Genomic DNA, 11,728 nt, shown 5'->3' on the forward strand with positions numbered 1-11,728 from the left:
AAAGCATGATGGCACTTTGCCGATATCGCTCTAAGATCACGCCCGCTCGCTCAGGCACACAACAAGATTTTCTAAATCATTCAAAAGGATATTGATATGCCCCTTCCTCTCATCCTCGGTGCAGCCGCCCTTATCAGCGCCGCCTACGGCGCCAAGAAAGGCTACGACGGTTATCAGAAGCACTCCGAAGCAGACGAGATCGTCAATGGCGCCAAGCAGCGCTACGAGGTACAAAAGAAAGCTTTCGATGTACAGGAAACCGCCACCACTTCGGCGCTGAGCGTATTGGGCGAAAAAGAGCTGCAGATCGGCAAGAGCTTCAATGAATTCAAAATTCTGGCCGACTCCCTCCTGCAACAGTTGAATGCCGGTCGACAGAACAAGCTGGAAATCAACATTCCAAAACATAAACTCCAGACTATCTCCAACTACAGCTATACCGCGATCGGCGTGCTTGGTTCCGCCGCAGGCGCCGGTGCTGCGGGTGCTGCCGCCGGGTTCGCGGTGTACGGCGGAGTGATGGCGCTGGGCGCAGCTTCCACCGGCACGGCGATCTCGTCGCTGGCAGGCGTTGCGGCCACTAATGCGACTCTGGCAGCGATTGGCGGTGGCTCGTTGGCCACAGGTGGCCTAGGTATGGCGGGAGGCACCGCCATCCTCGGTGCAGCAGTGGCCGGGCCCGTGCTGGCCATTGCCGGATGGGCTTATGACAGCCATGGCGAAGAGGCGCTCAAGAACGCACAAAAGGTCAGCCGTGAAGTAGACCAGGCCATCGGAAAGCTGGTCCGAGCAATCAAGCAGCTCGACGAAACGGAAACTTACGTGCACAGCATCTGGACCACGCTGATTTCGCTTTTTGAGCAATTCAATCAGTATTTCGAAAGCCTCAAGAGCATCGACAGCGTCATTCAAGATGCAAAAAGCCGCAATGCCGACGTACAGGCCGAACTTGCGCGTTTCGGTGACGCAATCATGCTGACTATCCAGAACGGCTTCGCCTTGGCGGCTATCCTGGTTAACGTGATCACCACGCCGATCTTCAAAGTCAAGAAACTCGAAGGCAAGGCCGTCTTGAACGACGAAGGCGTGCCGGAAATGGAGACTGACGCCTACGGTTCAATGATCTTGAACGCCAGCCAGCTAGACGACGTATTGAGCAAAGCGGACGCCGAAGCGCAAAACTTCAAGAAGGCCTGATGCTTTCAAGGGGGGACGCAGACCGTTCCCCCTTCTCTCATTTCTCTCGTTTTTCATGGACGCCATCATGCACGCCGCCGCGCAGGATTTCCCTTGGGCCAAAGAGCTCGAGAACACCGTAGTCACCAGTCTTGTCACCAGCTTTGGCCTGGATTTCATACTCTTCAAGGACAAGCGCGGTGGCGAAGTTGACACCGTACATAATGTCCGCGAAGGCATTTGGGCCACAGAGACGGAGCGCCAACAATACGAATTGCGTGGTGCCTACGATTCGACGCCCTATCACACAGATAAAAATTACATAGCGACTGGTCAGAAAGACAAACTCAGCCAGCAAGAGGGGACGCTGCGAGACCCCTACCGAAATGTGGTGATGGGTCAGGGTGACTCGCGCAATCTCGACCACGTCATCAGCGCCAATGAAATTCATGACGACGCAGGCCGCGTACTTGCCGGGTTGGACGGTGTGAAGCTGGCCAATCAGAACAGCAACCTGCAATCAACCCAGGAAACGGTCAACAAATCGAAGAAACAATCCTCGATTTCAGACTACCTGGACAAGCTGCCGGGACTGATTACCGGCCATGAGTCGACGTTGGCAAAAGATCGCCAGCGCCTTGAGATGCTGCCCCGTGACACACCAGAGCAAAATCACAAGGCTCGCGAACTGGCGGACAAAATCCGTAAGAACGAAGAAAAAATCCGCGAGCTCAAAGCCATCGATGCCGATGAAATGCGCAAACGCGACGCCGCGGCGCGTGCGCCGTACGACCAGCAAATCAACTACACGTATTACACCAGCAGCAAGTTCCTGCACCAAACCGCATCAGCCTCCGGTGTTGCAGGACTAAACATGGGTACCCGGCAGATGCTCGGGCTGGTCATGGCAGAGGTCTGGTTTGAACTGCGCGATCAACTGCCGGCCATGCTCGACAAGATCAAGCACGACTTCAGTTTCGAAGCCTTTATCGAAAGCATCAGCCTGACGTTGAAAGGTATCTGGGTCCGGGTTCAAGCGCGTTTCAACGCGTTTCTAATCGCCTTCAAGGACGGCGTCTTTGCAGGCATCATGGCGAGCCTCACAACGACGCTGTTCAATATCCTGGCAACCACTCAGCTCATGGCGATCAAGATCATTCGCGAGGTCTGGGGCCAGTTGGTCAAGGCAATCAAATTGCTGATCTTCAACCCGGACCAGTTGGCGTTTGTTGACCTTTGCAAGGCAGTGATCTCATTGATGTCGGTGGGCTCCGCCACCGTGGTGGGCTCATTGGCCTATGCCCAGCTACTGCCTTTGTGCAACTTCCCGTTCGGCAGCGAACTGGCCGCTTTTGCCAGTGCGCTGGTCACCGGCGTTGTCACCCTGGGGCTCAATTACTTCATGCTGCACAGCAGCGTGGCGAAGAAACTCTGGGCGTTTATCGAATCGGTGATGCCACACGCCGGCCTGATCCGGGATTTTCAAGCGATCAATCTGGAATTGGATCGCTACCTGACCGAATTGAGCCACATGGAATTCAACATGGATTCCGATGAGCTGGCTGAGTTCGCCCAGGAGTTGCTGGCCTGCAACGATGAACTGCAGCGCAACGCTGTGCTGCGCGAGGAACTGGTCAAACGGAACGTCGAAGTCCCCTTCGAAATGGGCAATGCCAACAGCACGCGGCAATGGCTGGCGTCGCTGACCTGACGATGCAGCCCTTTCCCTGTACCCAATGCGGTTTGTGTTGTCGCAATGTGCATTTGGCGCCTGAAACCCGATACCTGGATCGGGGCGACGGCGCCTGCAAGCACTACGTCGACGCTGACAAGGGTTGCGCGATCTATGCCGAACGGCCCGACATTTGTCGAGTCGACCGGCAATATGAACTCAATTACGCCGCCCGCCACACTTGGGATGAGTTCGTGGAACTGAACCTTGAGGTTTGTCATCTGCTGGCAGAGCAAACGGCTGATCAGGATCGGGAAACGATCCACGCTGTCCGCTGGGTTGCGGACGATCATCCACTGTAATAATCCCCCATAGCTTGCCGTTATTGGTATTAAGGAACGGGACATGCATCGCGATCACTACCTGGGCAACTGCCCGTCAATCAGTGGCCATGTGGTTCATGACTTTGTTGATTGGCTGGCCGCCAACTTACATCACCCCACCTTGTTTGCTCATCAGTACACAGATCGTCGCCGTAAGGTAACCCTGACGTTCAGCAGCTTGGACGATGCATGCGCGCGCTATCACTGGCCCCAGCAAGGTGCCTTGGGCACTTGTCTTGCCAGCAGTGATGTGACGCTGAAAGCACTGGGAAGTGCACTGACGAGCAGCCTGAAAAAAGCCAGCGATCCGGAGGCGTTGGAGGCGGCCAAAGGCATCATGAAATGGGGAGGTGTATCAGCGGGAAATGTTCAGTGGCTGACGCTCAACAGTGAAGGCCTGGCCCAGCGGCTCGAAGCGACAGCCGCTGCATTCACAACCAACAACCTGGCTGACCCGGTGCTGCTGGACACCCAACTGCGTTTCAATGCAGGCATGACCAAGGTTTACTCGCTTTTAGTGAAAAACTTCATCATCTACGACAGCCGGGTAGCCGCCGCCTTGGGCTGGATTGTGGTGAAGTATTGCAACGACAGAGAGCTGTCAAAGGTACCTGCTGAACTGGCGTTTCCCTGGGCGCCCGCTAAAGAAGCGCACAACGCCAAGTGGTCAAAAAACCGCAACCCGGCGCAAGGCACGCTGCAGTTCCCTCGCTTAAGCTCTGCCGTACAACACGCCCAATGGAACCTCAAGGCCAGCTGGATTCTTGCCGAAGTGCTGGCAAAGGCGAAGCCTGCGATGCTCACCCTACCGGGATCGATCGCTCCGCTGCGTCGCCTTGAAGCGGCCTTGTTCATGATCGGTTATGACCTGGCGCTCAACGGCAACACCGTTGCACATATGACTACAACGATCACGCCCGCAGTGAATGCACCTGCTGACATGACTGAATGCTTTACGGTGGCGAACCGTCGTCGGTTTTACTACGCGATTGATATAAAAGGCGTTCGGTTAGCACCACGCCGCCGCCATTCGATTGAGCAGATAAACAGCCTGTTGAGTAAGTTGTGGAACGAGTTCGGCGACGCGCCCTTCCCACTGGCCAACAGCGCAACAAAGGTGCGCACTGGCGAGGAACGTTCCGGTATCGGCACGGCCTATTTTTCAATCACCGACGGCAAAGGCAACCCGCCTGACACCAGTGCACTCGCCGCCGTGCTCAACGAAATCGGCGCGTTGCTGTACACACCAGGTGGGAAAAATAACTGGTCGATCAATACCCGAGAATTAACCGTCACACCTGACGGGTTGTCCCTGGATATCACCGCGTTGATCGAACGCGAAATCGAACTGAGCGACCTGCTGTAACAGCTGACGGGAGCGTGCCGTCACACGCCCCCACACTTTCTCAGTCATACAACCAAGGCTTGAGCTCCTTCAGATTGGCCACCACGATTTGTTGCGCTTCCGGCTTCGGATTCATATTTTTCGGATCGATCTGAAAGCGGTGCAACACATATTTCACCAAGGCCTGGCGGCTCTGAATTTCCAGCCGTCCGTCAAGCATCCCGAAGTCTGTTTCAATGATGTCTTTCTGCGCCGGACTAAGACGCTCATCCGGCTTGATAACCACCGCGACTTTATTGTTCCAGTCGTCATCTGCCGCAATGCCGTTTTCCGATTCGTGGTCATACAACTCAGGGATACCGCGCAACCGACTGAGTACAAAATCACGGTAACTGCGGTTCTTCTCACAGTAGGCCCGAACGTGCCAGCGCATGCCGGTATAGACCAGCGTATGCGGGGCAATCGTGCGTCCTTCCGGCTCGGGCGCGTTAAGTGATACGTAGTCGATGTCCAGCCTCAATCGTTCGCGACAGGCCTTCAGCAACGGGCGAAGAATTTCCGGCTTGATGGAGCGGTCCGGCACCTGCAATACCTTGGTGTGCGCATAGGCCAGCGCGAGCCCTTCGACATGAGGCATACGCGTGTGGGTCTGGTTCAGCAGGTGCAAATAGGCGGACGCACTGTCCTCGATGAACAAAGGCTCAAACTGATTACTGGGCACATAGCCTTTGATTTTTTTGTCATATGTAAGATTTTCAGGCGCATGTTCATTGATGTAGGTGTTGATGTCTTTAGATGCCTGCTGACGGCTGATGCCGAAGCTCTGGATCAAGTGCCCCGTGGTCAGGCGGCCTTCCCACCACGCAACTGTCTCGATCAAACGATAGCGAAGTGCCAGATCCCAGCGCACCTGCTTGAGCCTTTGTTCGCGTTTCATGGCCTCTCCATCTGCGTGAATTGTTTACCTGTATAAGTCTACATTCTATACGTGTCGCAATTCACTACATATTCTGAGCCGGTCTTAGGAACCCACTCATTGATGAAAAGGATAGTGAAATGACAACGTCGGAAGTTGTGGCGACAGGCGCTCTGATGGTGATGGCGGTAGTGGCATTGTTGATGCTGATTCAGTACCTGAAGCTACAGGATATCTGGCAGATAATCGTCGACTGCAAGACCGCCACCCGCTGGGCAAAGATCTGGGAAATGGAGAACAAGGAGTTGCGCTCGGCCCTCCGCGCCGAGAAAGAACACGTCGACCAGTTGCAAAGGAAAGTGGAGTTAATGCAGCCGCCTGCCCCGGCCGACTCAAACTCCATCGCTTGTCCCTGAGCACTAGGCGCGTAATGGGTAGGATCGCTACCAGCGGCCTATTTGACCGTCATGTACTGACTGAAATTATTGATGTGATCATCCAGATTATCCTCCAGCATCATCCGGTACTGATCACAGAAATACTTCAGCATCGCCTCGCGCGCATCGGCCATTTCGGCGCCGGACTTGAAGTTGCGTGCGCTGGCCCAGGCGCTGAAGCGCGTGGCGCCGAACATCATCGAGGCGCTGACCTCGCCGAAGTTTTCACAGGTTTTAAGCTGCTCGTTCGACAGTTCGATATGCGCGTCTGCACGGTCGTAGAAGGCTTGGTCGGTGGTTTCGGCCATGGTGGGTTTTCCGCTGGGCAAATGAAGGCGGCCATTGGAGCATATCCGGCTGCAGGTGTGCAGACGCCTCCGGGTGGAGGCGCCTGCAACATCACATCAGTGCGAGCACCAACCGCTCAAGCCCGATACCGAATCCGGCGCCTTCTCGATAAGCACCGCCGCCGACCACTTGCTGCTGCGCACCTAACGCGGGGCAACGGACCTCGAAGCCATTGCCTTCAAGGTAGTAACTCAACCCACGTTTCACCGCGCAATTGAGCGTGTAGTCGAGCCCCAAAGCGTCCAGGAAACCGGTGCAAAGGGCCTGGCTACGCTGCAGCGCCGAGGCGGGATCGGGGCTTAGAATCTCCAACCCCAACTGGGTGAACTCGCGATAACGGCCGGCTTGCGGTCGCTCGTAGCGGTAACAGCGGGCCACGTAGAAGAACATCGCCTCGCGCCGTCCGGCGAGCAATTCGGCGTTGCGCTCCTGGAACAGCGCAGTGGCTTCCGGGATCAGGCAACACTGACGGCCTGCTTTGTCATCAAACGCCCACATCTGGCCGATGATTTCACTGCCGCCGGCTTTTTCGATAAACGTGTCCTGGCCCCACAGCGCCGGCACGATGGCTTCTTCAGCGCCCGCTTCGATGAAGACAGCTCCGAAAACGGCCCTCTATTTCACGCATCGTCGAGGCTTCTTTTCCGGTCACAATTCGCGTTCCGCGCAGCATGGTCATGGGTGAATCTCCATTTTTTACAGGCAATAAAAAAGGCGCCGAGGGCGCCTTGGTGTGGGTTCATTGAGCGATCAGAGGTGTTGTTCAACCTGTGAATGCAAGCAACCGCGGCGCCTTGGGAAAGGTCCGTGGTGGTGATGGCGGTTGCTTTGCGGGAATTGAGTCATGGGGCGATCCTGGCACAGTTGCAGCAACAGTGACAAGCCAGCTCACGCCAGCAGCTCACTGATCCACCGCGCCTGCTCGGCAATCTCCTGAACCTTTGCGTCCGGAACGGTCTGCCTTGCCTGCTCAAGACTGGCCAACGTCTTGTGCTTCTGGCGCAGCATGCGCTGCCACTTGGCCAAAAAATCCGGGCTGCGCGCCCGCAGTTGCAGGGGGCCGAAGTACAGTTCTTCATCGGTGTAGGTCACGGGTTCGGCACGTTCGGCGACGATGATTTCGTAATAGAAGCGGTTCTCCTGCAGCAACTCTTCACAGAGGATGCGATAGCCGTTGTCCATCAGCCATTGGCGCAGCGGTTGTTCGCCGCCGTTGGGTTGCAGGATCAGGCGTTCTTGCCCGCTGAGGTGCGCCTTGCCACTGTCGAGGATGTCACGGATGGTTTCGCCGCCCATGCCGCAGATGCTGATCGCGGTGATGCCGTCTCCAGCATCAATCGCCGCCAAACCGTCGGCCAAACGCACGGTGATGTGCTGTTCCAGGCCATTGTCACGCACCGTGCGTTGAGCCGCGTGGAAGGGCGTGGCCGCCACCTCCCCCGCAACAGCCGAAGTGATCACGCCTCGGCGCATCATGGCCACCGGCAAGTAGCCGTGGTCCGAGCCGATATCGGCCAGGCGCGCACCCAAGGGCACGTTCGCCGCCACGCGCTCCAGGCGCATGGATAAAGTGTGTTCGTTCAACGGTTGTTCCTTGTCAGCGAAAAATTACTCACCCGAAAACCGATCCCGGCTGTTGGTCAGGTGCAGCACCATGGCTGCCCGCGCGGCGTCCGGATCCTGGCGTTTGATCGCGTTGAAAATCGCCTCGTGCTCCAGGTTCGCCAACTGGCCGAGCTTGGCAAAGTCAGCACCGCCGCGCTCGGCGCCCTGAACCTGAGTGCGCGGGATCATCGCATTGCCCAGGTGCAGCATGATTTCGGTGAAAAACGTGTTGCCGGTGGCTTCGGCGATCAATTGATGGAAGCGCTTGTCCTCTTCCACGCAACTGTCGTTATTGGCCAGCGAGGCCTGGTAGTCGTCGAGCGCGGCGCGCATGTGGGCCAACTGCGCGTCGGTGCGGCGCAGGGCCGCCAAGGCCACCGCTTGCACCTCCAGGCCCAGGCGCAGTTCGAGCATATTGCGCACGCTGGCCACCGTGTCCACGTTCAATCGCAAACCTTGCTGGGCGTTGGGCGCCAGCACAAAGGTGCCGATGCCGTGACGCGTCTCCACTAAGCCTGAGGCCTGCAATTTGGAGATGGCCTCGCGCACCACGGTTCGGCTCACGCCGTGCTCAAGCACGATGGTGGATTCCGACGGCAGTTTTTCGCCGGGCTTGAGCTGCCCGAGCAGGATGCGCTGGGTCAACGCCTCGACCACACCTTGGGCAAGGTTATTGGAACGTCTACGCACCGGGGTTCCGCTTTCAATGGGCATTGCTACGGTTCCATGGGATTGGGCTGGGCGGAGCTTAACACTCCCGTTGAATGGATTCATAAATCACTCAACTTGTATGACAACCAACCTTATCCTCCGATTTATTGATTACCCGCGCGGCCCTACCGACAAGCGTGCCGAGGCGGATTTTCGTCCTTAAAAAACCTAATAAACCCAATGAATAATGGGCAAATAACCAAAACACTCATTCAGCCGCGTCTTTTATAAGCACAAAAATACTCCACGATGGATTGCGATCTCAGGAAAACCACTTGTATGATGTCTATCAACAAAACACGCAAACCCGCATAAAAATAAATCAGGGGGAGTTTTGAATTGTGAACAATTCAAGCCATGCATCTGTCGCTCCAGAAAGTGATTCAGTCCTCGCGCGTGCCGTGAGCAAAGTGAAGGGCCATGTGCTCCCACTGTTCGTGATCATGTTCATCCTCAACTACATCGACCGGGTCAATATCGGCTTTGTGCGCACGCACATGGAGCATGACCTGGGCATCGGCGCGGCTGCCTATGGCCTGGGCGCCGGGCTGTTCTTCATTGGTTACGCACTGTTCGAGGTGCCCTCCAACATGCTGCTGCAAAAGGTCGGCGCGCGTATCTGGCTGACCCGCATCATGTTCACCTGGGGCATCGTCGCCACGCTGATGGCATTCATCCAGAACGAAACCCAGTTCTACATCCTGCGCTTCCTGCTGGGCGTGGCCGAAGCGGGGTTCTTTCCCGGGGTGATCTACTACTTCACGCGCTGGCTGCCCGGCGTGGAACGCGGCAAGGCCATCGCGATCTTCCTCAGCGGTTCCGCCGTCGCCTCGCTGATTTCCGGACCGCTGTCCGGCGTGCTGCTGCAGATCGAAGGCTTCGGCTTCCACGGCTGGCAATGGATGTTCGCCATCGAAGGCCTGGCCTCCGTGGCGCTGGGCTTCTTCGTGTGGTTCTGGCTCGACTCCAAACCCCACGACGCCAAATGGATGACCCGCGAAGAACAGGATGCACTGGTGGGCGCCATCGACCAGGAACAACGCGAGCGTGAAGCGCTGACCAGCGTCAAACCGACCCTTGGCAAGCTGCTCAAGGACCGCCAGATTTTGCTGTTCTGCGTCTTGTATTTCTGCATCCAGTTGACGATCTACGCCGCCACCTTCTGGCTGCCGAGCATCATCAAGAAGATGGGCGACCTGAGTGACGTGCAGGTGGGCTTTTTCAACTCGATCCCCTGGCTGATCTCGATCATCGCCATGTACGCCTTCGCCTCGCTGTCGGGCAAGTTCAAGTTCCAGCAAGCCTGGGTTGCCGCTGCGCTGTTGATCGCCGCCGCCGGCATGTTCATGTCCACCACGGGTGGGCCGATTTTTGCCTTCGTGGCGATCTGTTTTGCGGCCATTGGTTTCAAGTCGGCGTCTTCGTTGTTCTGGCCGATCCCGCAGGGCTATCTGGATGTGCGCATCGCCGCCGCCGTGATCGCGCTGATCAACTCCATCGGCAACCTCGGCGGCTTTGTGGCCCCGACCACCTTTGGTTTTCTGGAACAGACCACCGGCTCGATCCAGGGCGGTCTTTACGGCCTGGCCGGCACCTCAGTGCTCGCCGCAATCCTGGTGTTCTTCGCCAAGACCGCACCTTCTGCCGTGTTGACCGCGCCAAGCGCGGTGCCAACGGGCGCCGCCATCAGCAAACCTCTTTAAGCGTATTCAGGAATTTGCCATGAGTCTTTCATCGTCACCCGTCGTCACCCACTTCCACGTCATTCCGGTTGCAGGCCACGACAGCATGCTGCTGAACCTGAGCGGCGCCCATGGGCCCTACTTCACGCGCAATATCGTGATTCTCAAGGACAGCGCCGGCAACACCGGTGTGGGCGAAGTGCCCGGCGGTGAACGCATCCGCGAAACCCTGGAAGACGCGCGCAACCTGGTGATTGGCCAGCCGATCGGCCAGTACCAACGCATCCTCAACCAGATGCGCACCACGTTTGCCTCGCGGGACGCCGCGGGCCGTGGCCTGCAAACCTTCGACCTGCGTATCACCATCCACGCCGTGACGGCCATGGAAGCCGCCCTGCTCGACCTGCTGGGCCAGTTCCTTGAAGTGCCCGTGGCCGCCCTGCTTGGCGAAGGCCAACAGCGCGACGCGGTGAAGATGCTCGGTTATCTGTTCTATGTGGGGGATCGCAACGCCACCGACCTGGCCTATCGCAACGAGGCCGACGCCGATGACGACTGGTTCCGCCTGCGCCACGAGAAGGCCCTCACGGCCGACGCCGTGGTGCGCCTGGCCGAAGCCGCCAAAGCCAAGTATGGCTTCAATGACTTCAAACTCAAGGGTGGCGTACTCAGCGGCGATGAAGAAATCGAAGCGGTCACGGCGCTGGCTGAACGCTTCCCGGACGCCCGCATCACCCTCGACCCGAATGGCGCCTGGTCACTCAAGGAAGCCATCCGCCTGTGCCGCGACCAGCACCACGTGCTCGCCTACGCCGAAGACCCGTGCGGCGCCGAAAACGGCTACTCAGGCCGCGAAGTCATGGCTGAATTCCGCCGCGCCACAGGGCTGAAAACCGCGACCAACATGATCGCCACCGACTGGCGCGAAATGGGCCATGCGATCCAGCTGCAATCGGTGGACATTCCGCTGGCCGACCCCCACTTCTGGACGATGCAAGGCTCGGTGCGCGTGGCGCAGATGTGCAATGACTGGGGCCTGACCTGGGGCTCGCATTCCAACAACCACTTCGATATTTCCCTGGCGATGTTCACCCAGGTCGCCGCCGCCGCACCCGGCGAAATCACCGCCATCGACACCCACTGGATCTGGCAGGACGGCCAACGCCTGACCAAGGCGCCGCTGAAAATCGAAGGCGGCTACGTGAAGGTTCCAGCCAAGCCTGGCCTGGGCGTGGACATCGACATGGACGCCGTGGCGAAAGCGCACGAGCTGTACAAAGGCATGGGCCTCGGCGCGCGGGATGACAGCGTGGCGATGCAGTTTTTGATTCCGGGCTGGCGCTTCGATAACAAGCAGCCGTGCCTGGTGCGCTGACGCGTGCGAATGCCCCCAAACCAAACGTAGCGACGCAGATCACCCGCGGAGCTGGCTTATGTGGGAGCCGGGCTTGCC

At 57.7% G+C, this 11,728-nt stretch carries 12 protein-coding genes; 7 read left to right on the forward strand and 5 right to left on the reverse strand.

All coding sequences use genetic code 11. The annotated features are described in order from the left end of the window. Window positions 1–96 precede the first annotated feature (96 nt). The 4 genes from WBB95_RS24610 (at window position 97) to WBB95_RS24625 (ending at window position 4,597) form a co-directional block, all read left to right on the forward strand. A complete protein-coding gene (locus WBB95_RS24610) occupies window positions 97–1,197 on the forward strand; it encodes a hypothetical protein (protein WP_424489930.1) in 1,101 nt (366 codons plus the stop codon). Between the two features lie 67 nt (window positions 1,198–1,264). Continuing rightward, window positions 1,265–2,887: a hypothetical protein gene (locus WBB95_RS24615; protein ID WP_424489931.1), complete on the forward strand. Its 1,623-nt coding sequence runs from the start codon at window positions 1,265–1,267 to the stop codon at window positions 2,885–2,887. Next, complete coding sequence (locus WBB95_RS24620) at window positions 2,866–3,210, forward strand: YkgJ family cysteine cluster protein (RefSeq protein WP_424489932.1); 345 nt, start codon at window positions 2,866–2,868, stop codon at window positions 3,208–3,210. Before WBB95_RS24615 ends, WBB95_RS24620 begins: the two co-directional genes overlap by 22 nt. Before the next feature lie 43 nt (window positions 3,211–3,253). Beyond that, window positions 3,254–4,597 carry a hypothetical protein gene (locus WBB95_RS24625; RefSeq protein ID WP_424489933.1) on the forward strand — a complete coding sequence of 448 codons (1,344 nt, stop codon included), beginning with the start codon at window positions 3,254–3,256 and terminating at the stop codon, window positions 4,595–4,597. Window positions 4,598–4,637: 40 nt separating this feature from the next. Here WBB95_RS24625 and WBB95_RS24630 read toward each other — a convergent pair whose 3' ends face one another. Then, window positions 4,638–5,513: a helix-turn-helix transcriptional regulator gene (locus tag WBB95_RS24630; protein ID WP_424489934.1), complete on the reverse strand. Its 876-nt coding sequence runs from the start codon at window positions 5,511–5,513 to the stop codon at window positions 4,638–4,640. Window positions 5,514–5,632: 119 nt separating this feature from the next. On the opposite strand from WBB95_RS24630, the gene WBB95_RS24635 reads away from it, so the two are divergent. Next, a complete protein-coding gene (locus tag WBB95_RS24635) occupies window positions 5,633–5,908 on the forward strand; it encodes a hypothetical protein (protein ID WP_424489935.1) in 276 nt (91 codons plus the stop codon). A gap of 38 nt (window positions 5,909–5,946) precedes the next feature. Here WBB95_RS24635 and WBB95_RS24640 read toward each other — a convergent pair whose 3' ends face one another. From WBB95_RS24640 to WBB95_RS24655, 4 genes are all read right to left on the reverse strand, one after another. Next, entirely contained in the window at window positions 5,947–6,237 is a 291-nt protein-coding gene (locus WBB95_RS24640) for a DUF3144 domain-containing protein (RefSeq protein WP_424489936.1), read from the reverse strand. A 91-nt stretch (window positions 6,238–6,328) separates the two neighbouring features. Continuing rightward, window positions 6,329–6,868: an ATP phosphoribosyltransferase regulatory subunit gene (locus WBB95_RS24645; RefSeq protein ID WP_424489942.1), complete on the reverse strand. Its 540-nt coding sequence runs from the start codon at window positions 6,866–6,868 to the stop codon at window positions 6,329–6,331. Window positions 6,869–7,165: 297 nt separating this feature from the next. Continuing rightward, entirely contained in the window at window positions 7,166–7,861 is a 696-nt protein-coding gene (locus WBB95_RS24650) for a tRNA (adenine(22)-N(1))-methyltransferase (RefSeq protein ID WP_424489937.1), read from the reverse strand. A 24-nt stretch (window positions 7,862–7,885) separates the two neighbouring features. Further along, a complete protein-coding gene (locus tag WBB95_RS24655; protein ID WP_424489938.1) occupies window positions 7,886–8,596 on the reverse strand; it encodes a FadR/GntR family transcriptional regulator in 711 nt (236 codons plus the stop codon). A gap of 338 nt (window positions 8,597–8,934) precedes the next feature. On the opposite strand from WBB95_RS24655, the gene WBB95_RS24660 reads away from it, so the two are divergent. Then, the gene (locus WBB95_RS24660; RefSeq protein ID WP_424489939.1) at window positions 8,935–10,296 is read left to right on the forward strand and encodes an MFS transporter; all 1,362 of its coding nucleotides are present in this window, start codon (window positions 8,935–8,937) and stop codon (window positions 10,294–10,296) included. A gap of 19 nt (window positions 10,297–10,315) precedes the next feature. After that, window positions 10,316–11,650 (forward strand): glucarate dehydratase, encoded by a 1,335-nt coding sequence (gudD, locus tag WBB95_RS24665; RefSeq protein WP_424489940.1) that lies wholly within the window; start codon window positions 10,316–10,318, stop codon window positions 11,648–11,650. Window positions 11,651–11,728: the final 78 nt, after the last annotated feature.

Source organism: Pseudomonas sp. (assembly GCF_049645325.1).
Lineage (GTDB): Bacteria > Pseudomonadota > Gammaproteobacteria > Pseudomonadales > Pseudomonadaceae > Aquipseudomonas.

Bases quoted from the DNA above. Each gene is read 5' to 3' on its own strand.
- WBB95_RS24610 (WP_424489930.1), top strand. From the start codon at position 97: ATGCCCCTTCCTCTCATCCTCGGTGCAGCCGCCCTTATCAGCGCCGCC.
- WBB95_RS24620 (WP_424489932.1), top strand. From the start codon at position 2,866: ATGGCTGGCGTCGCTGACCTGACGATGCAGCCCTTTCCCTGTACCCAA.
- WBB95_RS24640 (WP_424489936.1), bottom strand. From the start codon at position 6,237: ATGGCCGAAACCACCGACCAAGCCTTCTACGACCGTGCAGACGCGCAT.
- WBB95_RS24630 (WP_424489934.1), bottom strand. From the start codon at position 5,513: ATGAAACGCGAACAAAGGCTCAAGCAGGTGCGCTGGGATCTGGCACTT.
- gudD (WP_424489940.1), top strand. From the start codon at position 10,316: ATGAGTCTTTCATCGTCACCCGTCGTCACCCACTTCCACGTCATTCCG.
- WBB95_RS24625 (WP_424489933.1), top strand. From the start codon at position 3,254: ATGCATCGCGATCACTACCTGGGCAACTGCCCGTCAATCAGTGGCCAT.
- WBB95_RS24615 (WP_424489931.1), top strand. From the start codon at position 1,265: ATGCACGCCGCCGCGCAGGATTTCCCTTGGGCCAAAGAGCTCGAGAAC.
- WBB95_RS24655 (WP_424489938.1), bottom strand. From the start codon at position 8,596: ATGCCCATTGAAAGCGGAACCCCGGTGCGTAGACGTTCCAATAACCTT.
- WBB95_RS24635 (WP_424489935.1), top strand. From the start codon at position 5,633: ATGACAACGTCGGAAGTTGTGGCGACAGGCGCTCTGATGGTGATGGCG.